The following is a 23,668-nucleotide window of genomic DNA, read 5'->3' on the forward strand; positions in this document are numbered from 1 at the left end:
GCTCTTACCATGTCGAATTCTGACGTGTTTTACACGAACCTCTACATTGACGGGGCCTGGAAAGACGGGGCCTCCGGTGAACGGTTTGATGTTCTGAACCCTGCAACCGAAGAGGTTATCGCCTCGGTCGCCTCGGCTGAAATCGCGGACGCAGACGCCGCCCTGAATGCCGCCGAAGCCGCGATGGGGGCCTGGAATGCCAAGAAACCACGCGAGCGCTCGGAAATCCTGCGCAAGGCTTGGGAGCTGATGTCTGCCCGGCTTGAAGACTTTGCCCGGTTGATTACGCTGGAAAACGGCAAGGCTGGCAACGATGCACGCGGCGAAGCGGCCTATGCCGCCGAGTTCTTCCGTTGGTTTGCTGAAGAAGCGGTCCGCACTGACGGCCTTTTGACCCATGCGCCCGCCTCTGGTGCGCGGATCATGGTGCAGCACAAACCGGCAGGAATTGCTGTTCTTGTGACGCCGTGGAACTACCCGGCTGCCATGGGCACGCGCAAGATAGCACCCGCTCTTGCCGCAGGGTGCCCTGTCATCATCAAGCCTGCGAGAGAAACGCCGCTGACCATGCAGGCCTTGATGCCGCTGTTGGAAGAAGCCGGTGTGCCAAAAGGCATGGTCAATGTTCTGCCGACGAAATCGAGCGGCGCCATTGTTGACCATCTGCTTCACGATCCGCGCGTGCGCGTCATCTCCTTCACCGGCTCCACGCAAGTGGGCCGCAAGTTGTTGCACGGTGCAGCCGATCAGGTTCTCAAACCCGCCATGGAACTTGGCGGCAATGCTCCGTTGATTGTCTTTGAGGATGCCGACCTTGATGTCGCTGTTGAAGGGGCAATGCTCGCCAAGATGCGGAACCTTGGCGAAGCCTGCACGGCGGCGAACCGGTTCTACATTCATGAAAGCGTTGCTGACGCCTTTGCCGAAAAATTCACGGCAGCCATGGCCAAACTGAAGCTTGGCAACGGGCTGGATCCGGATGTTGATGTTGGCCCTCTGGTCAATGCCGAAACGCGCGACAAAGTTGCCCATTTTGTTCGTGATGCGGTCGAAAAAGGCGCGGAGGTTCTGCTGGGCGGCGAAGCTCCTGACGGACCGGGCTTTTATTATCCGCCGACCGTCATGCGCAACGTGCCAGACAATGCAGACTGTACCTGCGACGAGATTTTTGGCCCCGTAGCCGCGCTTCAAACCTTTTCTGATACCGAAGAGGTTATCCGCCGAGCCAATGACACGGAATACGGTCTTGTTGCCTATGTCTTCACCGAAGACATGAAACGCGGCCTTCAGGTCTGTGAGCGACTGGAATACGGCATGGTTGGTCTGAACCGCGGTCTGGTCTCCGATCCGGCGGCACCTTTTGGGGGCGTCAAGCAATCGGGCCTTGGCCGCGAAGGCGGCCATGAAGGCATGCTGGAATTCATGGAGACCCAGTATATTTCGGCAAGCTGGTAGGGAGGAGAGATCATGAACTACATCGCTTCTCCTTCTGTACGCTCCTACGCCGGTCAAAAAGGGGTTGATCTTGATCAGGTGGCACGCGCATCGGGCCGCGGGACGCTTGCCAAAGAAGACATTGACCGTCATCTGGCCGGGGCAAGCTCCCCGGCACAGGCACAAGCTGGAAGTTCCCGCTACTGGGATGTGAACCATTCAGATTTCGGCCCGGTGACAGAAGAGCCGATGAGCCGGCTGGCGCAGGTGGCAGCCGATAATCTGTCGGCGGCCAATGCCCAAATTCCTCAGGTAACGCACCATGATCGGGCAGATATTCACGCCATTGAAGCCTTCAGAAAGGGCCTGAAGGACGAGGCTGTCCAACGAGGCATCAAGCTGACCGCACTGGCCTTTCACGTCAAGGCGCTCGCCCTGTCCCTGAAAACCTTCCCAAGGTTCAATGCGTCCTTGAGTGCGGATGGGCAAAGGCTCTTTCTGAAGCAGTTCGTTCATATTGGCATTGCAGTGGATACACCGGCCGGATTGATGGTTCCGGTCATCCGGGACGCAGACAAAAAAGGCCTCTGGGACATTGCTTCAGATATCTCCGATCTGGCAGGGCGGGCGCAGGCGCGCAAAATTCGTCCGGAGGAAATGGGCGGAGCCTCCATGTCGATATCCAATCTTGGTGGAATCGGCGGGTCAGCCTTTACCCCGATTGTAAACCCGCCGGAGCTTGCCATTCTCGGCATTACACGCACTGAAACAATACCGATGTGGGAAAACGATGAGTGGCGACCGGTGCCGATGGTTCCGCTGGATCTCAGCTATGACCACCGTGTCATCAACGGCGCAGACGCAGCGCGCTTTTTAAGCCACTATGCTGGCCTCATATCGGAACCAAGACGCATGCTGGTCTGAGCACGGAGCCCCCATGACATCAAACACCATCAATTTGACCGGCAAGACAGCCCTTGTTACCGGCGCCAGCCGGGGGATCGGCCGAGCCATTAGTGAAGTGCTGATGGAATGCGGGGCGGATGTTCTGGGAATTGGCACCAGTATCAAGGCTCGAGACGGTGACCTTACAGATCATGCTGTCAGGTGTGGCACGGCTTTCACCCCGATAGATGCTGATTTGTCGGACCGCGCACAAATCAACTCTCTTCTTGAGGGCGTTCGGCGTGACCATGTCGAAGTGGACATTCTGGTCAACAATGCCGGGATCATCAGGCGGAGCCCGGCAGAAAGTCACTCTCTTGAAGACTGGGACAGGGTTCTCGCCATCAATCTGGACGCTGTTTTTCAGCTATCGCAGGCCTTTGGCAAACAAATGATCGAGCGTGGTGACGGCAAGATCATCAATATCGCTTCAGTCTTGTCGTTTCAGGGCGGTATTCTTGTGCCGGGCTATGCGGCCAGCAAGGGAGCGATTGCCCAGCTGACAAAAGCTCTTGCCAATGAATGGGCCTCCAAAGGCGTCAATGTGAACGCGGTAGCACCGGGATACATTGCCACCGACAACACCGCTGACCTTCAAAGGGATGCTGACAGAACGGCCAGCTTGATGGCTCGCATTCCCGTCGCCCGCTGGGGTGAACCTCGCGAGATCGCATGGCCCGTCGCATTTTTGGCCAGCGCTCAGGCCAGTTTCATTCACGGAACCGTTCTGCCGGTGGACGGAGGCTGGCTCGCTCGCTAGCTCGAAAGGCTCTGAACAAGGTAATCGTCAAGAAGCGAGCGCAATCAGAGTCTGCAGCATGACGTTGGCACCTTTCTCAATATCAGCCCAATCACTGTGCTCTTCCGGAGCATGACTGATGCCGTTCTTGCTCGGAATGAACACCAGTGTTGACGGGCACAACGCCTGCATGGTTTGGGCATCGTGCCCAGCTCCTGATGACATGCACTTCACCGAATAACCAAGCGCTTTGGCGCTGGCGAGAGACTGTTCTGCCAGCGTCTCGTCCAATTTGACGGGCGACAACCAGCTTCGCTCATGAACCTTGAAACCAAGAGTATGTTTTGCAGCGACATCGGTGATGATCGTCTCCAGCTCTTTGCGCAATCGGCGCATCACATTTTCATCTGCATCCCGCAGGATGACAGTGAAATCCGCGCGTCCGGGAACCGTATGTGTGTGGTTTGGGGTCAGTTCCACCTTGCCGATGGTGATCCGACTAAATTCTGTCCCGTATTGGGCAATCAGTCGCGGGATAGACACACCGACTTCCGCAAGTCCGGCAAAAGCATCTGCCCGCATATTCATGGGAGTCGTGCCAGAGTGATTGGCAACGCCCGTCAAAACGCATTCCAGATTGCAAATTCCGGACACTTTATCGGCGACCCCTATATCAAGTTGTTCCTTTTCAAGCAAAGGCCCTTGCTCGATATGGAGCTCAAGAAACGCTTTCACGCTTTCTGGCGAACGTGACGACGACATAATCTCTGCTGCATCCAGCCCCTGCGCGCTCATGGCGTCGATCAAGCGTATGCCATTGGCGTCAGCGGCCTGCTCAAGCCACTCTTCGCTCACTTGCCCACTAATGGTCTGCGAACCTAGCATCCCCCCAAAACGTCCTTCCTCTTCTGAGGTTGCGACAACTTCGATCGGTGACGAGAGTGAGAGACCCGCATCCTTAATTGTGCGAACACATTCCAGCGCGACACAGGCCCCAAGGGAGCCATCAAATGCTCCCCCTTCAATGACCGTATCAAGATGCGAGCCAATCATGACCGACGGTCCGTTGCCATCGCCATATCGGCCAAAGAGATTGGCAGCCCCGTCCCGGCTTGTGGTGAGGCCATCCTGACGCATTTGCGCTTCGAACCAGTCAATGCTGGCCATGTGCGCATCGGAGAACCCAACGCGGTTGTATCCGCCCGTTTCCAGGTTGAAACCAAACGCATTCACTCCGGCGAGCAATGTCTTGAGACGTTCGAGATCAATTCTCACCTCAGACCGCTTCATGCCGTTTCCTCCAATGTTTCAACTACTTATTTTTCGGTCACCGGCCATCATGCACCTTTGACTCGATCAATATGAAATAATTATTGCGATATATCAATTAATCATGATTAATTAGAGAGATCAAAAAACAGGGGAACGCACAATGAAACGATATCTAGCTGCGGCGCTCGCCTCGGCCTTTCTCGCTTTCTCACCCATTTTGGAGGTCGAAGCACAAACGCCGCCAAATGTCTTGATTATTGGTCAGATCGCCGAGCCGAAGTCACTTGATCCGCATGCCGTCACAGCAGTCAACGACTTCCGCATTCTCATGAATGTCTATGACGGACTGGTCCGTTACAAGGACGGCACTCTGGAAGTGGAACCGGCACTAGCTGAAAGCTGGACCATCTCGGACGACGGCAAGACTTATACGTTCAAGCTGCGCGATGGGGTTATCTTTCATGATGGGACCCCATTCAACGCCGAGAGTGTCGTCTTCAATATCAAGCGCATGCTGGATGAAGAGCACCCCTATCACGAGACGGGGCCGTTTCCTCTCGCATTTTTCTTCTCATCTGTTGCAGATGTAAAAGCGGACGACGAACATACTGTTACCTTTACGTTGAATGCTCCATATGCGCCGTTCCTGTCCAATCTGGCTTACCCGACTGGCCTGATTGTCTCGCCGGAAGCTGTAAAGCAACACGGCAAGGACTTTGGCCGGAACCCGTCTGGAACCGGGGCATACAAATTCGCCGAATGGGAAGCAAATGCCAAAGTCGTCGCCGTCAAGAACGACGCTTACTGGGATGGCGCGCCGGACCTGGAAGCCGTGATCTACCGTCCGATCACTGATGCCAACACCCGGATTGCCGAAATGTTCTCTGGCGGTCTGGACATCATGGTTGAAGTTCCACCCGACAGTCTGCAGCAGTTCAAGTCCGATGCGTCCTTCACTGTTCACGAGCAAGCAGGCCCGCACGTCTGGTTCCTGATCCTGAACGCCAAGGAGGCACCATTCAACAACAAAGCAGCCCGCCAGGCAGCCAACTACGCCATCAACAAGACCGCGCTGGTTGAAAATATCCTGCAAGGCACGGCTGATGTCGCTGCGGGCCCCACCCCGCCTGCCTTTGCCTGGGCATACAACGAAGGCCTTGAGCCCTACCCGTATGATCCGGAAAAAGCCAAGGAGCTGTTGAAAGAAGCTGGCTACAATGGCGAAGAACTCACTTTTTATGTCACCGAGGGCGGTTCCGGGATGCTCGACCCAATCGCCATGGGCACAGCCATTCAGGCGGACCTTCGGGCGGTTGGCATGAACGTCAAGATCGAGACCTATGAGTGGAACACCTTCCTTGGCAAGGTGAATCCGGGGCTGGAAGGCAAGGCGGCCATGGCTGAAATGGCATGGATGACAAATGATCCGGACACGCTGCCATTCCTTGCCTTGCGCACTGGCGCTTTCCCGGACAAGGGCGGGTTCAACTCCGGCTACTATTCAAATCCAAAGGTCGACGAACTTCTTGAAAAGGCTCGCCAAGTCACAGATCAGGTAGAGCGAGCAAAGCTCTATCAGGAAATGCAGGAGATCGTTCAGGAAGATGCGCCCTGGGTGTTTGTCGCGAACTGGAAACAGAACGCAGTCACCAAGGCATCTGTTGAAGATTTCAAGCTTCAACCGTCCTTCTTCCTGATGCTTCAGGATGTGAAAAAGCCCCAATAATCCAAGTTGGGTCCATGCCCTGGCGGGGCTATCGTTTCGCCAGGGTTTCTTTTTGTCGTTTGAGGGAGAAATGGCGTGGGGGCTTACATAGCCAAGCGATTGCTTGCCGCGATCCCGGTCCTCTTCGGACTGACCATCATTGTATTCCTGATCATGGCCCTGATCCCCGGCGATCCGGCGACTGCCATTTTGGGTTCTTATGCCACCCCGGAAAACGTGGCAAAGCTCAACAAGGACCTTGGCCTCGACAAGACATTGTTTGAACAATACGTCATCTGGATCGGCAACCTGTTTCAGGGTGATCTGGGGCGATCCTATACTTTGAACCGGCCAGTTCTGGATGAGGTGCTTGAGCGCTTTAGTGCTACGCTGATTTTGGCTGGAACAGCCCTCATCCTCTGCTCTATTCTCGGGCTTCTGGCCGGTGTTGTATCGGCAGTTCGTCAATACGGCCTTGCCGACAAGGCCATCACGCTACTCGTCCTCATCGGCATATCAACGCCGTCTTTCTGGCTGGGTTTGCTTCTTATCCTGATCTTCGCAGTCAATCTACGCCTGTTTCCCGCCTCCGGCATGTATGCCATTTATGGTGGCGGCGACCTGAAAGACCTTCTGCAACACCTCGCCTTGCCTGCATTCACGCTTTCCGTTGTTGCAACCGGCGTCATTGCGCGCCTCACCCGCACAGCGATGCTTGAAGTCTTGCGGCAGGATTACATCCGCACAGCCCGCGCAAAGGGGTTATCTGAGCGCAAAGTCATCTACAAGCACGCTTTCAAATCTGCCCTTGTCAGCATCGTGCCTGTTATCGGCATTCAGGCAGGGTTCGTTATCGGCGGCGCGGTCTATATCGAAACGGTGTTTCAGTGGCCGGGCATCGGCTCCATGCTGGTGAAAGCTATCTCCACCCGCGATCTGTTATTGGTGCAAGGCGGCGTTCTCGTCGTTGCCAGTGCCTATGTGCTCTTCAATCTGGCCGCCGATGTGGTCCAGACAATGCTTGACCCGAGGCTTCGCTGATGACTGACGCAACCATGACCGCGCCAGCGCAGGCGAAAAAGAAACCAGCTGGCCGACCGAGCACTGTGGCTCTCTTGTTCAACAACACTTTGGCAACCGTCGGCCTCGTCATTGTGGCGCTCATCTGTCTAACGGCCTTGGCAGCCCCATTCCTGCCACTGCCTGATCCCGATGTGACAGCTCCGGCGAACCGGCTTATGCCTGTGTTCTCTGACGACCATCTGCTCGGCACGGACCATCTCGGTCGTGATCTACTCTCTCGCCTGATATGGGGAACACGCGTCTCGCTTGCCGTTGGCCTGTCCGCCACAGTGATTGCCGCGTTCTTCGGATCGCTTCTCGGACTTGTCGCAGGCTATGCGGGCGGGCGTGTTGATACCCTGATCATGCGCGGGATCGACATGGTCATGGCCTTTCCCTACATCCTTCTGGCACTCGCGATTGTCGCAGTTTTGGGGCCCGGCCTTTTAAACGCGCTTTACGCGATTGCGCTGGTCAACATTCCGTTTTTCGCTCGAAACATCCGCGGCATCACACTCGGCCTCTCCCGGCGCGAGTTTGTCGATGCAGCCAAATTGGCCGGAAAGTCCCCACCTCAAATCCTGTTCATTGAGATTCTGCCGAACGTCCTGCCGGTGATCGTTATCACCATGTCGACAACAGTTGGCTGGATGGTGCTGGAAACGGCGGGGCTTTCATTTCTTGGACTCGGCGCACAGCCACCTCAGGCCGATCTTGGCTCCATGCTCGGCGAAGGCCGCAAGATCCTCTTCACCGCACCCCATGTCTCCATCATTCCCGGATTGATGATTTTCGCACTCGTGATGAGCATCAACCTTTTGGGCGACGGCATCCGCGATATTCTCGATCCCCGCCTGCGCGCCGGATCACTCTCCCGTCCGGTTGCCCGGACCAAAGTCATCCGAGACCCAAAAGACATCCCTCCGCCGTCTATTGAACCCGGCGTTCTGGACATTCGTGACATGCGGACAGAGTTTCAAATTGGCGGGTCAGTTTACAAGGCGGTCGGCGGCGTTGACCTTCATCTGAAGAAAGGCGAATGCCTTGGAATTATAGGTGAATCCGGTTCCGGAAAATCAGTAACAGCAATGTCGGTGATGGGACTTGTGCCAACACCTCCGGGCAGAATTGTCGGCGGCGCGGCTTACCTCAATGGCGAAGATCTTTTTGGCGCGAGTGACAAACGAGTTCGCGACCTGCGCGGTGGATCGGTCGCCTATGTGTTTCAAGATCCACTTTCCACCCTGCATCCGCTGTTTACTGTTGGTGACCAGTTGCTTGAGGCCATTCAGGCCCATCAGCCACTTCGGGGCCCCAAAGCAAAAGAAAAGGCAATCGAACTTCTGTCGCTGGTTCGAATTCCAAACGCACCTGAGCGCTTGGCAGCTTACCCCCATGAGCTTTCCGGCGGCATGCGCCAGCGGGTTTGCATCGCGATGGCGCTTGCCAATGATGCGAAGGTTCTAATTGCCGATGAACCCACAACCGCCCTTGATGTGACCGTTCAGTCCCAGATCCTCACCCTAATGAACGGACTGCGGCGGGAGCGGAATGCAGCCATCTTGTTCATTACACACGATTTTGGAGTTGTATCAGCGATTTGTGATCGCGTGGCAGTCATGTATGCGGGGCGGATCGTTGAAACCGGCACAACAGCCGAATTGATGGAAAACCCGCAGCATCCCTACACTGCGAAACTGATCGATTGCGTGCCTGTTCTTGGGCAACCGGAACGTCGAACAGATGCAATCGAAGGCCGCCCACCCGTTGTGAACAACCTTCCCGATGGTTGCGCCTTCGCTGATCGCTGCCCGCGCGTTCAAGCTGTCTGTCGAACCGGTCAGATTGATCTTGAAATGGCGAATGAAACCCGTGGTGTGCGCTGCCTCTTCCCGATGAACATGGAGCCACGTGATGTCAAAACATCCTGAAACTGCATCCGGCACCCTGCTCTCCATCAGTGACGTGGAACGCGTTTTCGGAGGAGAACGCAAACTGTTTGGTGGCCAGACACCGGCAGTTCATGCCGTGCAAAACATCTCACTTGATGTACGTAAGGGTGAAACCCTTGGTGTGGTTGGAGAATCTGGTTGCGGTAAATCCACTCTTGCCCGGCTGATTGTAGGCCTCGACTCGCCTACCGGCGGCACGATCCATTTTGACGGCGAGGATTTGAGCGAACTGGCGAAGACCGACCGGCGCACCCTCGCTCGCAAGGTTCAATATGTCTTTCAGGACCCGGTAGCCTCGCTCAATCCACGAAAGACCATCCAGACCATACTGGAAGCTCCGCTGAAACACTTGACCAAACTAAACAAGGAAGGTCGAAAAAAGCGCCTTGAGGAACTGCTTGGCGCCGTCAATCTGGCTCCGGAGTTTCTTGAACGTTACCCGCATGAGTTTTCCGGCGGCCAGGCGCAGCGCATCGGGATTGCCCGCGCCCTGGCCGCTGGTCCGGAGCTTATTGTTCTGGATGAACCTGTCTCGGCGCTGGATGTGTCAGTGCAGGCTCAGGTTCTCAATCTGCTGGATGATCTCAAAAACCGGTTCGGACTAACATACATTTTCATCAGTCATGACTTGTCCGTTGTCGAAAGTGTCAGCGACCACGTTGCCGTCATGTATTTCGGCCGCCTTGCGGAACTTGGTCCGGCACGGGATATCTTTGCAAAACCAATGCATCCCTATACTGATTTGCTCATGCGATCCGCACCAGCCCCCGGACGTCATGACCTTCTTGCAGAAGATGCCAGCGCAGAGCTGCCGGACCCGTACAATCCGCCACCTGGATGCGCATTTTCCGCTCGCTGCGCGTACAGAACAGAAAAATGCCTCGCGAACAGACCGTCAGCCAACGAAACCGTTGGCTGTAATGCTTCGCATTTTGCGGCTTGCTATCATCCGCTTGCAAGTGCATAGCGAGTTGAAGCGTTCAGGTTCGGATATGCGGCATGCCCCAAACACAGCCAGAAAGCGATCAAAAGCAGGCCAGACGGCTCCGCCGACCTGACATGATCGCACAACAAATCCGCGAGAAAATTATAGAGGGCAATTTGCAGCCGGGAGACCGTTTGCCCAACGAATGGATCCAGCCGGAGGTTGTCAAGGGTTCCCGTGGCACTATTCGCGAAGCATTGAAGGTCTTGGAGTTTCAAGGTCTGATCACGACCAAGAGCGGTCCGGGCGGTGGAATATTTGTCTCGGCAGTCCAACCGGGAGAAGCGATCCGTCTGCTGGATAATCTTTTCCTGTTCAATACACCCACGATCTCAGATATTTACGCCCTTAGAAAGCAACTTGAACCCGAGCTGGCATCTTCTGTTGCCGGGTCTCTATCGGAAGACGCCTTCCACGCTCTGCAAAACTGTATCCGGCTGTACGAAGATGAACCGAAAACGGCAGAAGAAGAATATGGGCAACGGCTGGCAGAACTGGAATTCCATGAGGAGCTGGCGCGCCATTGCCCAAACCCGTTATTGGCGTTTACCTGCAATTTTCTCCTGAGCCTCTTGCGCGATATGACGGTGTGCCGTTCCATCTACAAGGAACCAAATCCGGCTTTGAGGGAAACCGGCCTCCACTACCAAGTTCGCCTGCTACGCGCGATCAAGGCTGAAAACAAACACCTCTGCCGTAAAATCATGCGCGAACATATGGAGCAGGCTGAGGTCTACATGCTTGAGCGCGCGGCGATGCGCACGCCCGGAAAATAATCTGCGTTCAAATCAGGCTTTGCCGGTTGCGTCATGCTCAAGTGGCTCATGCAGTGGTTCGGCGCTTGGTTCATCTACTTCCGGATTGAGCTTCTGATCGGCATCTTCCATCGGCTGCACCGTGAAGCCCTTCAAGCTGGAATACTCACTGGCATCGCGCTTGATGGTCACCTCGCTTTGGGCGTAGGCTGTCACCAGTTCGGCCACAGATCGAAGCGCATGCATGTGAATGCGCTCATAGCCGTGGCTGGCATCCACGCCAAACGTGATCAGCGCCGTTCGAACATCCGCGCCCGCCTCCACAGCTGCCGCAGCATCGGAGCGGTAGTAGCGAAAGACATCTTTCTGGAAGGAAATCTCGTTGTCGCGGCAAATTTGGGCCATCTTGCGGGTCAGGTGATAGTCGAATGGGCCTGTCTGGTCGGCCATTGCAATCGTGACACCGAACTCCTCGGAGTTCTGCCCCGGCGCAGAGGTCCCGTTGTCAATCGCGACCAGAGAGGCGATCTCCGGTGTCAACACCGAGGTCGCTCCATGGCCAGTCTCTTCGGCAATCGTGAAGAGCCAGTAGATATCGACCTCCGGCTTCACCCCTTCTTCCACCATGGCTTTCAGGGCGGCGAGCATGATCGCCACACCCGCCTTGTTGTCGAGATGACGCGAGACGATAAAGCCGTTTTCCAGAAATTCCGGCGCCGGATCAATGGCAACCATGTCGCCCACATCAATGCCAAGCCGCTTGAGGTCTTCTTTTCCTCGCGAATAGGCATCGACCCGCAGTTCCACATAGTCCCAGCCGACCGGCAGCGTGTCGATGCCATCGTTATAGGTATGCCCGGAGGCCTTGGTGGGCAGGATTGTGCCCGTGTAGGCTCCGCTTTCGGAAAAGATCGTTGTTCGAGCCCCTTCGGCAAATCGCGCAGACCAGTGGCCCACCGGAACGAGTTCCAGACGGCCATTGTCCTTCAGCGCCTTCACCTGCGCCCCCAACGTATCCAGATGGGAAACAAAGGCGCGGGCCGGTTTGGGCGACTTGCCGTCGAGCCGTGCGCGGATCGCGCCGCGTCGGGTGATCTCGTAAAACACGCCAAGCGCTTCAAGCTCTGAAGACACACACCGCACGATCTCGTCGGTGAAACCGGTCGGGCTTGGTACTTGAAGCAGATCCTTCAGGACGCGTGACAGGTAAGTGAGATCGATGGTCAAACGTGTCATGGTTTTCAGATCCGGTTGGCAATATCCCTGACCGGTTTCGGCACCGACAGGGGAAACAGAAAGTCGACAAAGCGTTCCGCAGTCGGCTGCGGTTCATGATTGGCCAAACCCGGCCGCTCATTCGCTTCAATGAAGTGGTAGTCAGATTTCCGGTGATCCTCCACCATCAGATCAATGCCGGTCACAGGAATATCGATCGCTCTCGCCGCGCGGATTGCAGCTTCGATAAGCGCTGGATGCGTTTCCTCGGTGACATCGTGGATGGTTCCACCCGTATGCAAATTCGCTGTTCGGCGAACCTGCAAAGTCTTTCCCTTGCCGAGAACGTTCGTCAAAGCGTGGCCGGCACCTTCCAGGCACCTGTGAACTTCATCATCGATCTCGATCGTGGATTCGCCCCCCGTTGCTGCGGCCCGGCGCCGAGACTGAGACTTGATCAGGCTTTCAACGGTGCTGGTGCCATCCCCGATCACCTCCGCCGGTTTTCTAATTGCCGTCGCCACCACCTTGAAGTCGATCACTACCAGTCTCAGGTCGAACCCGGCTACACATTCTTCAATCAGAACGTCGTTTGAAAAACCGCGAGCAATTTCAATAGCACTCGACAGACTGTCCGGATCTGTCAGCCCAATGGCAATTCCCTTGCCCTGCTCGCCGCGGGCAGGCTTGACGACGACTGATCCGTGTCTTTGGAGAAAGGCCAACTCCTCTTGCGCATCTCCAGCGACAATCTGGTCGGGCACACTGATGGATGCCTGTTGAACTACCCGACGGGTTGCGGCCTTGTCATCGCAGATGGACATGGCAACCGCGCTGGTGAACTCGCTCAATGACTCTCGGCAGCGAACCGAGCGCCCGCCATAGGACAGGCGGAAAAAACCGCCCTCAGCATCAAGAATTTCCGTCCAGATGCCGCGCCGCCGTGCCTCGTTGACAATGATTGTGGCGTAAGGATTGAGCTTTTCCTCAAGCGCGGGCCCTGCAAACAGCGCCTCGTTGATGGTGTTCTTGCGCTTGACGGTAAAATACGGCACCCGCTTGAAGCCCAGCTTGTCGTAGAGCTGTATGGCGAGATCATTGTCATGCAGCACCGAGAGGTCCATGAACGGATTACCGCGCCCCTTGAAAATCTCGGCAAGGCGGCGGACCAACCCTTCGCCAATTCCCGGAAACCGGGCCTGCGGGGACACGGCAAGGCACCAGAGCGATGACCCGTCATCCGTTCCGTCCGTCGCGCGATTGTGGTCGACACCCATGGCGGTTCCGACAATCGCGCCCGTCTCGTCTTCTTCCGCAACAAGAACCGAAATCTCGCGCGGGTCCAGCTCGGACCACATGATGTCTGGCGAAATCGGCACCATGCCGCGGCTGGCATAAAGCTCGTTGATCGCGTCCGCATCCTTGCGGGAGGACAGCCGGCGGATGGTGAAGCCTTTTCGTCTGCTCCTTGCCACCCGATAGGTCGACAGGTCCAGCCGATATGTGTGCGAGGGATCCAGAAAAAGCTCCTGCGGAGCCAAGCCCACAAGAACATGCGGATCGCGGACATAGAACGCAATGTCCCTTTGATCCGGCCGTTCCTCGCGCAACAGTTCAACAAGCTCTTTAGCCTTGTCGAAAGTGTTGGCGAACACGAGCCGCCCCCAACCGCAGTTGATCGCCTGATTGCGTCTGTACTCCCCACGATCTTCACGATACTGCGGCTTCATGCCATGGGTACGCATGCGTTTGAGCCGATGGTCAAAGGCGCGTTTGGGGCGTTGTGGGTCATGATCTGCCATGGATCAGACCTCCTGTGCCTGCAACCACATTTCCAGAAGCGCCACTTGCCAGAGCTCTGATCCGCGCAGCTTGGTGATGTAGCGGGTGGGATCGGCAAACAGCTTGTCGAGATAGGCCTGATTGAAGAGCCCACGGCTACGGGCTGCCTCATTCGTCAACGTATCGCAGACCATGTCGAGATAACTGCCCTGAATGTATTTCAAAGCCGGAACCGGGAAATACCCCTTTGGCCTGTCGATGACGGCACTGGGCACCACGAGACGAGCCGCTTCCTTCAGTACACCCTTGCCGCCCTGGGCAAGCTTGTGCTGTGCGGGAATGCGGCCTGCAAGCTCCACGAGTTCGTGGTCAAGAAACGGAACGCGGGCCTCCAGTCCCCAGGCCATGGAATGATTGTCGACCCTTTTGACCGGGTCATCCACCAGCATGACATTGGTGTCGAGATTGAGCGCCTTGTCGACCGGGTCTTGCGCCCGCGCCCCTGCAAAATGGCCTTCGACAAACGCGAGGCTTTCGTCCCGTTCGCAAAGATAATCTGGCGAGATCGCTTCCGCCATCTGGGCCTGTGTTCGATCAAAGAACGCAGCGCGATAGTCGAGTGACGGCTGATTTGAGCCAACAAGCTCCGGATACCAGTGGTACCCGGCGAACACCTCGTCGGCCCCCTGCCCCGACTGCACGACCTTGATGTGTTTGGAGACTTCCCGCGACAAAAGGTAGAAACCGATATTGTCATAGGACACCATCGGTTCCGACATCGCCCGAATGGCTCCTGGCAAGTTCTCCTGCAGCTCAAAATGGGGAATGAAGATCTTGTGGTGGTTGGTTCCATAGTGTTCGGCAATCAGGTCCGAATACTGGAATTCATCTCCCTTCTCGCCATGCGCTTCCTCAAAACCGATCGAGAAAGTCGCAAGGTCCTTTTGACCCTCTTCGGCCAGAAGACCGACGATCAGGCTGGAATCAACGCCGCCGGACAAGAGAACGCCAACGGGAACGTCGGCAACCATGCGTCTGCGCACTGCAGTCCTCAAGCCATCCAGCACCATGTCGCGCCAATCATCGGCGCTGCGCGCCATATCTTCGGCAGCTTTTTCGAAGGTCGGCGCCCAATAGACATGGTCGCTATGGCGACCATCGACCTCGATAGTCCGCACCGTAGCTGCAGCCAGCTTGCGAACGCCTTTCAGGATTGTGCGCGGCGCAGGAACCACAGCGTGCCAGCTCATATAGTGATGCAATGCGACCGGATCGATATCGCGATCAATTCCACCTCCCGCCAAAAGAGCAGGCAGAGAGGACGCGAAAGCCAATTTCCCGTTTGCTTCGCTAAAATAAAGCGGCTTGATACCGAACCGGTCGCGGGCAAGATGCACCCGTCCGCTGTCATGCTCGTGGATGGCAACAGCGAACATGCCATGGAAGCGGGAGAAGCAATCCCGGCCCCACTCGGCCCATCCCCGCAAGATTACCTCGGTGTCGCTTGTCGAAAAGAAGCGATGCCCCTTCTGGATCAGCTCGGCCCGCACTTCCTGATAGTTATAAATGCATCCGTTGAAAACGAGGCTCAGACCGGCTTCCACGTCCGTCATGGGCTGCGTACCGCGGTCGCTGAGGTCGATGATTTTCAGGCGGCGATGACCGAAAGCCACACGCCCGCGCATGGTCACGCCCATGGCGTCGGGACCGCGCGCTGCCATGGCCTGTGCCATCGCATCGACCCGGGAAGAGCTGGCCATGCCTGAATTGAAAACGACTTCGCCGCAAATGCCGCACATGTAATGATAAACTCCAAAATGATCTTGACGAGCCTTTGTATAGGCATCTAATCATTAGAATTCAAATGATCAGAGTTAAAATAATGAATGACGCAAGCTCTCCGCAGGTTTTCAAGGCCATCCGCCGCATCGTGCGTGCTATCGATCTGCGATCGCGGGAAGTCTCCCGCAAAACCGGCCTGACCATTCCGCAAATCGTTGTTTTGCAAGGCATAAGAGAGCTTGGAGAGGTCACAACAAAGGCGCTTTCGGAAAATGCAGACCTCAGTTCGGCCACCGTCGTAACCATTTTGGACAAACTTGAGGAAAAGCAGCTGATCGAGCGATATCGATCAACAACAGACCGCAGGATCGTGCATGCGCGCCTGACCCGAAAAGGGGCCGAGATGGTCAGCAACCTGCCCGGATTGCTGCATGAAGAGTTTGAACAAAGGTTCTCTGAATGCACCGTGGAGCAGCGCGTGACCCTGCTTCAGTCCATCGAACAAATCGCCGAAATGCTGAATGCCGACAAACTCGATGCAGCCGCCATTCTCACAACGTCAAACATTGCCGAGTAAAAGAAGAATATGGCGTTTATGCACTGGAAATGACAACCTCAAGTGAGTTTTTCTATTGACCGCAGCCGAACCTCATGCGAGGTTGTTTCTTGTGAGTAACAGTTCTGACATTGAGGTGCCTGAATTCACGCAGGCGGACGTAATTCGCATCACGGGAGTGAGCGCGAAAACGCTCCAGAATTGGACAGACCCCAGCCGGGAGATCTTGCGTCTCAGTCAGGACAGCGTTGGCAAAGGGCGGCGGCGTTTGTATTCGGCGCTCGATATCATGGCGGTAGCAATGATCGCGCACATGAGTGCGCTTGGCATCTCGCCAAACCTCGTTTCGCAGTTGTTCTACAAGCCGGGAGCAAAGGTTGGCGATTGGCTTACGGTGGCAGCTGAGAACTTGAACAAGGAATACATCTGCAGAATTGTTTTTGATGCAGACGGGCTGTTCGCAAGCCTCATCGCAAGTCCGCAGGACAATGAACGGTTCGCTTATGGGGATGATTGGGCACGCGATCGGATAGCCTTCATTCAGGTGTCCCTGACCCGCATTGCGTCCTATGTGGCGCACGGAATTGATGACATCCGGTTTGATGGAACGCCAGATGATCAGAAATCGGAAAAAGAAAAGGCAATTCGGGCTATGAGAGACGAATTGTTTAAAGACAAAAAAAGGGCAAAGCTTCCTTAGTTTATCGTGTTGCTTGCCATAGAACGGAACGAGACATGGCACAGCGACAACGACCCATCCGCCCCTCCGAGACCGCAAGCTATCTCAAGGCAATCAAGACTTCCGGGTTCAAGTGTGGACGACTGATTGCCCACCCTGATGGCCGCCTTGAAATCATCGGCGAAGACCGACCTCAAAACTCTGACCATGAGCAGCCATCCAAATCACCATTCGAACAATGGGAGATGGAGCATGCGAACACATCTTAAGGGTATCAATACCATCAAGCGCAAACTCGCCACCGGCGAAGTGCGGACTTATTATTATCACAGGGCCACCGGCAAACGCCTTCAAGGTCTACCTGGATCGCCCGAATTCCTGACCTCAATAGCAGCAGCCGAAGCGCCGACCCGCCAAAGGGACAAAGGCACACTCGCCGGGCTGATCCGCGAGTTTCAACAAACGGCCAAATGGCGGCGGCTGGCTGAGTCCACCAAGGCGGAATACAAGCGCATCTTCACCTTCTGGGAAGATCAGTTCGGCACTTGCCCCTACCCCGCTTTGGAAGACAAGGCATTTCGACGGGCGGTCATCAAATGGCATGACCAGTTTTCTGAAGAAAAACCGCGTGAGGCGGACAACCGAGTCACAGTCCTTGCTCGCGTCCTGTCATGGGCAACGCGGGATGGTCCGCTCAAACGCAATGTCATGGATGGTTTTGAGCGCGCCTACCAAAGCGACCGCTCCGACAAGATCTGGTTGCCAGAGCATGTCGATGCTTTCATGGCCGTTGCCAGCCCCGAGATGAAACTGGCGATGGTCCTCGCTCTGCACACCGGGCAACGACGCGGGGATCTCTTGCTGCTCAATTGGAACAACTACGATGGCGAACGCATCTCGCTTCATCAAGGCAAAACGAGACGCGGAAAGCTCAAGGGGCGGCTGGTTACCATCAAATGCACCAAGGCCCTCAAAGAAACCTTGGATAGCCTGCCGAAGCGCTCCACGCTCATTCTCACGACCAAGACAGGTCGCGCATTTCAAAAGCGCTATTTCGCGCTCCAATGGGAAAACACCTGCAAGGAAGCAGGCATTGAAGACCTCCACTTCCACGACATTCGCGGCACGACGGTGACGATGCTGTTTCAGGCGGGTTGCAATCTTGGGGAGATCGTTTCCATCACTGGCCACTCGTTGCGGAGAGCTCAAGACATTCTGGACAAGTATCTCGCCCGCACATCAACCATGGCGGACAAAGCAATTGCCAAGTTCGAGAACGTACTAGAAACAAATTCTGCAAAACGAACTGCAAAACAGGAGAGGCAAAACCATGCTAAGTAGTGGTGACCCCGACGCGATTCGAACGCGTGACCCTCAGATTAGGAATCTGATGCTCTATCCTGCTGAGCTACGGGGCCCCTCCGACCGATTAGCATGATTTGATGCATGGTGCGAGCCCCGGTGGGCGAATGTTCACGTATTGGGATGCGGCCAGTTTTCTCCCGCTCGAAGATGCGAAGGCTGCCTTGTTTCGCGGGAACGTCTTCACGGCACGAAACCATACCTCCCGAATTTTTTGCTTTCACACGCTTCGCATGTCACATCTTGTAGCGATGTTTGAAATTGCAGGCTTTTTTCGCCGATTACGCGCCCAAAAGATTAGTTTCTTCCTCTTCGCGGAAGAAACCCGTTGTTGTGAACATTCGTTTATAGCGAGGGCAATGCTGGATGGAAGAGATGGTTTCGTAAAAGTCCGGAGCTGGTACCTTCGAGCCCTTTCCAAGCTTGAGGAATATGCAGCAACTTCTCTGAGCAAGATTGCTTTACGGCTTCACACGATTTTATCAAAGTCAGCCGTTGCCCGTCGAATGCGGCTCGCATTGATGACGGTGGCAGTGCCCCTTTTTGCGCAAGGGGTGTTTGCCGGTACTCAGGACAAATGCCTGGGAGACCGGATAACCTTGCGCGCCGTGCAAGCCGCAAGCCCCTGCTGTCTAGCCTATAAGGATGGAGACGGAGCCACCTACGCATTGACCGATCTTCTCGCTGCCTCCGGTCAGGATACTTCGCAACAGGCCAATCTGGACGTCGTTGCGGCAGGTCCGGCCAATCGATGGGATATCATCCCCGCATGGGGTCTCACTCACGGAGGAGAGGGGGAGCTGGAACAGGTTCGCCAGCTGCGGGAGGGCGAGGCGATCTTCAAGCCGACCCTTGCCTCACTGCCTTGCGCACAGCTTCTTCTGGAGGCAGAGCTCGAGGCTCGAACAGCTGAAAAGGGCGTTTGGCGCGACCTAAAACCTTTCCCTACGGCATATCCCACTCCCATTCTGGAAAAAGCCGGTTCCTATGTAATTGCCACCGGCCACATTCTCTCCCTTGGAAAAACTGCGCGAACCATTTATCTGAATTTCGGCCCATTCTGGAAACTGGACCTCACAGCCACAATTTCAGCCAAACGTGAGGGCACATTCTCCGAATATTTGAAGGGGCGGGGTCTTGATTGGCAGGACCTTGAAGGACGCGTGGTCGAAATACGCGGGTTTGTCATCGAGGATGACGGACCTCTGATCGAGCTTGTGCACCCGGCCCAATTGGGGATTCCTTAGGGAAGGAAGACGACAAGGTGAGCGGAACAGCAACTGGCAACTTTGGGCAGGCCCGACGCGGGCTTACGTCCTTGCGCGTCCTGCTTGCCGTGGCACTGCTGGGCGCTCTTACCAGCTGCCAGCTTCTTGGCGACGGTCCGAATGTCGGTCCGGTTGCTCCCGGCACCCTGCGTCCCAATCTGGCGGCTGACATTGGTGCGCGTGAACATCCGCGCGTTGTTGCAACCTATGGCGGGGTCTACAAGGAAGCAGGTGCTGAGCGAGCCGTGGCAAGTGTCGTTGGCCGACTTGTTGAAGCCTCTGAAGATCCCTCTCAAAGCTATCGCATCACCATTCTCAATTCGCCAGCCATCAACGCCTTTGCCCTGCCCGGCGGATATCTATACGTCACCCGAGGCCTCCTCGCCCTTGCCAATGACACATCGGAACTGGCTGCGGTCCTTGCCCACGAAATGGCGCACGTCACCGCAAGTCATGCGATCAAGCGGCAACAGCGCGCAGAAGCGCGGGAACTTGCCGACAGAATCCTGACCAACGTTGTGCGCGATACAGAACAAGCCAAGGCCGCCATGGCCTCGTCCCAATTGTCCTTTGCGCGCTTTTCGCAGGTTCAGGAACTGGAAGCCGATGCAATCGGGGTGAAAACTCTGGCCAAGGCAGGGTTTGACCCCTATGCCGCCGCACGCTTCCTGGAATCCATGGCCGCCTATGCAAAGTATCAGTCTGCTCAGGAGGATGCCCCAAGCGCACCGGATTTCCTGTCCTCCCATCCCTCGACACCCGAGCGCTTGTCAATTGCAACCCGGGCAGCACGAGAGATTGGCTCGCCGGGTATCGGTGAACGGGATCGGAGCCGCTATCTTTCTGCCTTGAACGGCATGCTGTTTGGAGATGACCCTTCGGAAGGCTTTGTCCGCGGCAGGACCTTCCTGCACAAATCGCTGGGGATCGGCTTCTCCGTGCCGTCCGGCTACATCATGGAGAACTCGCCGGAAGCCGTGCTGGCCAGCAATGCCGCCGGAACCGCCATGCGATTTGACGGGGCAAATCTGAGCAATTTTGAAGACCTCAAGGACTATATGAACTCTGGCTGGATCAATGGCTTGCTGCCACAGAGCGTCCGCGAGACGACCATTAACGGTCTTCCCGGCGTCATTGGTTCGGCAGTCACACAAGGCTGGTCGTTCAGAATAGCGGTCCTGCGGATTGGCCAAACCGGATACCGGTTCATTTTTGCCAGCCGTGCTCCTGACAACGCCTTTGAAAGCCAGTTCCAGCAAACCATCACCAGCTTCCAGCAGCTGAGCCCTACCGAGCGGGCTCGCCTCCAGCCGCTGCGGATCAAGATCGTCGAAGCGCGTGCAGGCGATACGGCGCAAAAGCTGGCGCTCGGCATGCGCGGGGTAGATTCGTCGCGTCGGCTCCACTTCTTCAACGTCTTGAATGGCTTCAGCGGAAATCAAACGATACCGGCCGGGACGGCGATAAAGCTGGTTGTCGACTAGAGCTTTTCCAGACAGAAGCTGACCCCGGCTCGCCGTCAGGAAACGCGACAAATCAAATATTTAGCGCGCGTCGAACGTTTCGGTGAATGCACGCCGTGGTCTAGATGGAAAAAGGGTGGCAACAGCCACCCTTTCAATTTCTCACGATCAACCGCGATACTGACCAGCTGAACCGCCGAGCGGTCAGGCATGAACCGAGACCATGCTCGACGCACCGCCATTAGCCATCAAAGCAGCCTTCAGCTTTTCCATGGCCCGGTTCTCGATCTGGCGGACACGTTCCTTGGAAATTCCGAGGGTTTGCCCGAGAGACTCCAGTGTCGCCCCTTCATCGGACAGGCGGCGTTCCTTTACGATCTTCAACTCCCGGTCATTCAAAACCCGAAGAGCCGACCGCAGCCATTTCCGGCGGCGTTCACCGTCGATGCTTTCCGTAACGATCTCATCCGGCAGCGGCGAATCGGAGACGAGAAAATCCTGGCGATCCGCGCTGGACCCGTCCGTATCAATCATCGGGGCGTTGAGCGAGGTATCCGGGCCTGACAAACGCGCATTCATGGTCGCGACGTCGTCAATCTTCACACCGATCGCCTCCGCAATCTTGCGGTGGACCTCATGGTCGGCGAGGTTCTGCCCGCTCCCGGACAATTTCGCACGCAACCGACGCAAATTGAAGAACAGGGCCTTTTGAGTGGACGATGTTCCCCCCCTGACAATGGACCAGTTCCTCAGGATGTAGTCCTGAATGGATGCTCGGATCCACCAGGTCGCGTAGGTTGAGAAGCGGACTTCGCGTTCCGGTTCAAATCGCGCAGCAGCTTCCAGAAGCCCGACATGCCCCTCCTGGATCAGATCCCCTAGCGGCAAGCCGAAGTTCCGGAAGCGGGACGCAACGGAAATAACCAGACGCGTATGCGATAGGGAAAGTTGTTCCAGCGCCTTTTCATCACGCTGATCACGCCAGCGCACGGCAAACTCATGTTCCTGCTCTCTGGTCAGATAGGGGGCCTTCATGGCCTTCCTGACGAGATCTCGGCGTTCAATATTCGAAGTAGACATGGGCCATACTCCCTGTTTGATCGCGAAGTCTACGCACAGTCAGGGAAACTGGATCACTTGCCTCCAGTTATTGCCTTCGCAAGGATAACAAGCCCTTTAACATCCATGGCACTTTGCCCAAGGTTTGACGCGAAAAGCCAGCTCACAAAGAAAAAGGGCCCGGAAATCCGGGCCCTTCTCAATTTATGGAAGCAGAAGACGATCAGGCAGCTTCTTCCTGATCGTCAGAACCACCGGCGGCATCAGCTGCGGTCGGAGCCTTCGGACGGTTCGGAGACTTTTCAAGGGTCTGCTCGATCTGCTTGGTTGCCTCGGTTTCCGAGCACTTGTTCACGGCTGCGATTTCACGAGCCATGCGATCAAGGGCAGCTTCATAGAGCTGACGCTCGGAATAGGACTGCTCAGGCTGGGCGTCCGAACGATACAGGTCACGCACGACCTCGGAAATCGCGATCAGATCGCCGGAATTGATCTTTGCCTCATATTCCTGCGCGCGACGGCTCCACATGGTGCGCTTGACGCGCGGACGACCGCGAACGGTCTCCAGCGCCTTGGTGACGGCATCTGGGTCACCAAGCTTGCGCATGCCAACGGACGCGATCTTTGCGACCGGCACACGAAGCGTCATCTTGTCTTTCTCGAAGACGATGACGAGCAGTTCCAGAGTGTGTCCTGCGACATTCTGTTCTTCAATGGCAGTGATCTGACCAACACCGTGAGCTGGATAGACGATGAACTCGCCCGTCTTGAACCCCTGACGCTGCGCGGTCTTTTTTGTAGTGCTTGCCATTCTCGTGTCTTCTCCTGCGCAGTAACCGGCTAGAGCTGCCGGAACAGACCGGCGCATCCGGTCCAAGTTCTTGTTGCAACGCGCGAAACGAACAGGGCATCCTCAAAAATGAGAACGCCTGTTGAAATCTGGCGCGAGTGGGTAGTCAGCCGTTGAGTTCCACTATAAACCCTGAAATTGACATAAGAGATTCAGACGGTAGTAGTTTTCTGCCGTATGGTCAGCCATAGGATGCTGAGAACCTCCGCTCAGGGGAAATTTCGTTTGTGGGCGACTATCCCCTGTGTATAACACAACTTTGGCAATATTCAAAGCGTGCTGCTTCGCTGCAACACCGATTGTTGCCATGCGAAAAAAGCCGCACAGCCATGCAACCGCGTCATGACGCCTGCAAATCCGGCGCCTGACGCTGCGTTATCAGAAGCTTGAGGAACCCTATTTCGGGCCATTCGGCGAGAAATAATTTTCTAGCTTGTTCTTCTTGCCGTCAAATTCCTTGGCCTCGGGAAGCTCGTCCTTCTTCTCCGTGATGTTCGGCCACTTCTCGGAATATTCGGCGTTCAGCTCGATCCACTTTTCCAGACCCGGCTCTGTATCCGGCAAGATGGCTTCGGCCGGGCACTCCGGCTCGCATACGCCACAATCAATGCACTCATCCGGATTGATGACCAGCATGTTTTCGCCTTCGTAGAAACAGTCTACCGGGCACACTTCCACGCAATCCGTGTACTTGCATTTGATGCAGTTGTCGGTGACGACGTAGGTCATCTCGATCCTCAAGTTTACAAGCGGCTCGACAGGGCAGAAAGCCCCACGCACAAGCTCGTCCAGAATGCTTGCAG

21 protein-coding genes and 1 tRNA gene are annotated in these 23,668 nt (G+C 55.9%); 14 read left to right on the forward strand and 8 right to left on the reverse strand.

Translation table 11 applies throughout. The annotated features are described in order from the left end of the window. Nucleotides 1–9: 9 nt before the first annotated feature. From F0155_RS03800 to F0155_RS03810, 3 genes are read left to right on the forward strand one after another with little or no spacing between them, the layout of a single operon-like run. The gene (locus F0155_RS03800; protein WP_208999117.1) at nt 10–1,455 is read left to right on the forward strand and encodes an NAD-dependent succinate-semialdehyde dehydrogenase; all 1,446 of its coding nucleotides are present in this window, start codon (nt 10–12) and stop codon (nt 1,453–1,455) included. A gap of 12 nt (nt 1,456–1,467) precedes the next feature. Continuing rightward, on the forward strand, nt 1,468–2,358 hold the full coding sequence (locus F0155_RS03805) for a 2-oxo acid dehydrogenase subunit E2 (RefSeq protein ID WP_150523151.1): 891 nt from the start codon (nt 1,468–1,470) through the stop codon (nt 2,356–2,358). A gap of 13 nt (nt 2,359–2,371) precedes the next feature. Then, entirely contained in the window at nt 2,372–3,139 is a 768-nt protein-coding gene (locus F0155_RS03810; RefSeq protein ID WP_150523152.1) for an SDR family NAD(P)-dependent oxidoreductase, read from the forward strand. 27 nt (nt 3,140–3,166) lie between these two features. Here the strand turns inward: F0155_RS03810 and F0155_RS03815 are convergent, their stop codons facing one another. After that, on the reverse strand, nt 3,167–4,408 hold the full coding sequence (locus F0155_RS03815; protein WP_150523153.1) for a Zn-dependent hydrolase: 1,242 nt from the start codon (nt 4,406–4,408) through the stop codon (nt 3,167–3,169). Between the two features lie 142 nt (nt 4,409–4,550). Here F0155_RS03815 and F0155_RS03820 point away from each other — a divergent pair, with 142 nt between their 5' ends. From F0155_RS03820 to F0155_RS03840, 5 genes are all read left to right on the forward strand, one after another. Then, a complete protein-coding gene (locus F0155_RS03820) occupies nt 4,551–6,116 on the forward strand; it encodes an ABC transporter substrate-binding protein (RefSeq protein WP_150523154.1) in 1,566 nt (521 codons plus the stop codon). 75 nt (nt 6,117–6,191) lie between these two features. Then, nucleotides 6,192–7,136 carry an ABC transporter permease gene (locus F0155_RS03825; protein ID WP_150523155.1) on the forward strand — a complete coding sequence of 315 codons (945 nt, stop codon included), beginning with the start codon at nt 6,192–6,194 and terminating at the stop codon, nt 7,134–7,136. Further along, complete coding sequence (locus tag F0155_RS03830; protein WP_150523156.1) at nt 7,136–9,088, forward strand: dipeptide/oligopeptide/nickel ABC transporter permease/ATP-binding protein; 1,953 nt, start codon at nt 7,136–7,138, stop codon at nt 9,086–9,088. Before F0155_RS03825 ends, F0155_RS03830 begins: the two co-directional genes overlap by 1 nt. Then, on the forward strand, nt 9,072–10,076 hold the full coding sequence (locus F0155_RS03835; protein ID WP_150523157.1) for an ABC transporter ATP-binding protein: 1,005 nt from the start codon (nt 9,072–9,074) through the stop codon (nt 10,074–10,076). Before F0155_RS03830 ends, F0155_RS03835 begins: the two co-directional genes overlap by 17 nt. A 32-nt stretch (nt 10,077–10,108) precedes the next feature. Then, nucleotides 10,109–10,870 (forward strand): FadR/GntR family transcriptional regulator, encoded by a 762-nt coding sequence (locus F0155_RS03840; protein WP_150523158.1) that lies wholly within the window; start codon nt 10,109–10,111, stop codon nt 10,868–10,870. 12 nt (nt 10,871–10,882) lie between these two features. Here F0155_RS03840 and F0155_RS03845 read toward each other — a convergent pair whose 3' ends face one another. Genes F0155_RS03845 through F0155_RS03855 form a run of 3 tightly spaced genes read right to left on the reverse strand, consistent with a single transcriptional unit; the run spans nt 10,883 to nt 15,645 of the window. Beyond that, nucleotides 10,883–12,085, reverse strand: coding sequence for an osmoprotectant NAGGN system M42 family peptidase (locus tag F0155_RS03845; RefSeq protein WP_150523159.1), 1,203 nt, complete (start codon nt 12,083–12,085; stop codon nt 10,883–10,885). 5 nt (nt 12,086–12,090) lie between these two features. Beyond that, the gene (gene ngg, locus F0155_RS03850; RefSeq protein WP_150523160.1) at nt 12,091–13,866 is read right to left on the reverse strand and encodes an N-acetylglutaminylglutamine synthetase; all 1,776 of its coding nucleotides are present in this window, start codon (nt 13,864–13,866) and stop codon (nt 12,091–12,093) included. A gap of 3 nt (nt 13,867–13,869) precedes the next feature. Next, nucleotides 13,870–15,645, reverse strand: coding sequence for an N-acetylglutaminylglutamine amidotransferase (locus F0155_RS03855; protein ID WP_150523161.1), 1,776 nt, complete (start codon nt 15,643–15,645; stop codon nt 13,870–13,872). Nucleotides 15,646–15,728: 83 nt separating this feature from the next. Between F0155_RS03855 and F0155_RS03860 the strand changes: the two genes are divergently transcribed. From F0155_RS03860 to F0155_RS03875, 4 genes are all read left to right on the forward strand, one after another. After that, on the forward strand, nt 15,729–16,205 hold the full coding sequence (locus tag F0155_RS03860) for a MarR family winged helix-turn-helix transcriptional regulator (protein ID WP_150523162.1): 477 nt from the start codon (nt 15,729–15,731) through the stop codon (nt 16,203–16,205). Between the two features lie 91 nt (nt 16,206–16,296). Continuing rightward, complete coding sequence (locus F0155_RS03865; protein WP_150523365.1) at nt 16,297–16,884, forward strand: MerR family transcriptional regulator; 588 nt, start codon at nt 16,297–16,299, stop codon at nt 16,882–16,884. 35 nt (nt 16,885–16,919) lie between these two features. Continuing rightward, a complete protein-coding gene (locus F0155_RS03870; protein ID WP_150523163.1) occupies nt 16,920–17,132 on the forward strand; it encodes a transcription factor iiib subunit in 213 nt (70 codons plus the stop codon). Next, nucleotides 17,116–18,204, forward strand: a complete 1,089-nt coding sequence (locus F0155_RS03875) for a tyrosine-type recombinase/integrase (protein ID WP_161599752.1) — start codon at nt 17,116–17,118, stop codon at nt 18,202–18,204. Before F0155_RS03870 ends, F0155_RS03875 begins: the two co-directional genes overlap by 17 nt. Here the strand turns inward: F0155_RS03875 and F0155_RS03880 are convergent. Then, nucleotides 18,205–18,281: transfer RNA gene (locus F0155_RS03880), tRNA-Arg, on the reverse strand. It lies immediately after the preceding gene. A gap of 465 nt (nt 18,282–18,746) precedes the next feature. Here F0155_RS03880 and F0155_RS03885 point away from each other — a divergent pair. After that, nucleotides 18,747–19,472 (forward strand): hypothetical protein, encoded by a 726-nt coding sequence (locus F0155_RS03885; protein WP_150523165.1) that lies wholly within the window; start codon nt 18,747–18,749, stop codon nt 19,470–19,472. Between the two features lie 17 nt (nt 19,473–19,489). Further along, nucleotides 19,490–20,977, forward strand: coding sequence for a M48 family metalloprotease (locus F0155_RS03890; RefSeq protein WP_208999118.1), 1,488 nt, complete (start codon nt 19,490–19,492; stop codon nt 20,975–20,977). A 183-nt stretch (nt 20,978–21,160) separates the two neighbouring features. Here the strand turns inward: F0155_RS03890 and F0155_RS03895 are convergent, their stop codons facing one another. From F0155_RS03895 to fdxA, 3 genes are all read right to left on the reverse strand, one after another. After that, nucleotides 21,161–22,036 (reverse strand): RNA polymerase factor sigma-32, encoded by an 876-nt coding sequence (locus F0155_RS03895; RefSeq protein WP_150523166.1) that lies wholly within the window; start codon nt 22,034–22,036, stop codon nt 21,161–21,163. 202 nt (nt 22,037–22,238) lie between these two features. Continuing rightward, nucleotides 22,239–22,826: a CarD family transcriptional regulator gene (locus tag F0155_RS03900; protein WP_150523167.1), complete on the reverse strand. Its 588-nt coding sequence runs from the start codon at nt 22,824–22,826 to the stop codon at nt 22,239–22,241. Between the two features lie 435 nt (nt 22,827–23,261). Next, entirely contained in the window at nt 23,262–23,594 is a 333-nt protein-coding gene (gene fdxA / locus F0155_RS03905) for a ferredoxin FdxA (protein WP_150523367.1), read from the reverse strand. Nucleotides 23,595–23,668: the final 74 nt, after the last annotated feature.

This window comes from Roseibium sediminis (genome assembly GCF_008711325.1).
In the GTDB taxonomy this organism is placed as follows: Bacteria; Pseudomonadota; Alphaproteobacteria; order Rhizobiales; family Stappiaceae; genus Roseibium; species Roseibium sediminis.

What these genes read in the sequence shown, in the direction of transcription:
- F0155_RS03805 (WP_150523151.1), top strand. Translation starts at nt 1,468, where the DNA reads ATGAACTACATCGCTTCTCCTTCTGTACGCTCCTACGCCGGTCAAAAA.
- F0155_RS03835 (WP_150523157.1), top strand. Translation starts at nt 9,072, where the DNA reads ATGTCAAAACATCCTGAAACTGCATCCGGCACCCTGCTCTCCATCAGT.
- F0155_RS03855 (WP_150523161.1), bottom strand. Translation starts at nt 15,645, where the DNA reads ATGTGCGGCATTTGCGGCGAAGTCGTTTTCAATTCAGGCATGGCCAGC.
- F0155_RS03875 (WP_161599752.1), top strand. Translation starts at nt 17,116, where the DNA reads ATGCGAACACATCTTAAGGGTATCAATACCATCAAGCGCAAACTCGCC.
- ngg (WP_150523160.1), bottom strand. Translation starts at nt 13,866, where the DNA reads ATGGCAGATCATGACCCACAACGCCCCAAACGCGCCTTTGACCATCGG.
- F0155_RS03800 (WP_208999117.1), top strand. Translation starts at nt 10, where the DNA reads ATGTCGAATTCTGACGTGTTTTACACGAACCTCTACATTGACGGGGCC.
- F0155_RS03840 (WP_150523158.1), top strand. Translation starts at nt 10,109, where the DNA reads ATGCCCCAAACACAGCCAGAAAGCGATCAAAAGCAGGCCAGACGGCTC.
- F0155_RS03885 (WP_150523165.1), top strand. Translation starts at nt 18,747, where the DNA reads ATGACGGTGGCAGTGCCCCTTTTTGCGCAAGGGGTGTTTGCCGGTACT.
- fdxA (WP_150523367.1), bottom strand. Translation starts at nt 23,594, where the DNA reads ATGACCTACGTCGTCACCGACAACTGCATCAAATGCAAGTACACGGAT.
- F0155_RS03900 (WP_150523167.1), bottom strand. Translation starts at nt 22,826, where the DNA reads ATGGCAAGCACTACAAAAAAGACCGCGCAGCGTCAGGGGTTCAAGACG.
- F0155_RS03820 (WP_150523154.1), top strand. Translation starts at nt 4,551, where the DNA reads ATGAAACGATATCTAGCTGCGGCGCTCGCCTCGGCCTTTCTCGCTTTC.
- F0155_RS03895 (WP_150523166.1), bottom strand. Translation starts at nt 22,036, where the DNA reads ATGTCTACTTCGAATATTGAACGCCGAGATCTCGTCAGGAAGGCCATG.
- F0155_RS03830 (WP_150523156.1), top strand. Translation starts at nt 7,136, where the DNA reads ATGACTGACGCAACCATGACCGCGCCAGCGCAGGCGAAAAAGAAACCA.
- F0155_RS03815 (WP_150523153.1), bottom strand. Translation starts at nt 4,408, where the DNA reads ATGAAGCGGTCTGAGGTGAGAATTGATCTCGAACGTCTCAAGACATTG.
- F0155_RS03860 (WP_150523162.1), top strand. Translation starts at nt 15,729, where the DNA reads ATGAATGACGCAAGCTCTCCGCAGGTTTTCAAGGCCATCCGCCGCATC.
- F0155_RS03870 (WP_150523163.1), top strand. Translation starts at nt 16,920, where the DNA reads ATGGCACAGCGACAACGACCCATCCGCCCCTCCGAGACCGCAAGCTAT.
- F0155_RS03810 (WP_150523152.1), top strand. Translation starts at nt 2,372, where the DNA reads ATGACATCAAACACCATCAATTTGACCGGCAAGACAGCCCTTGTTACC.
- F0155_RS03845 (WP_150523159.1), bottom strand. Translation starts at nt 12,085, where the DNA reads ATGACACGTTTGACCATCGATCTCACTTACCTGTCACGCGTCCTGAAG.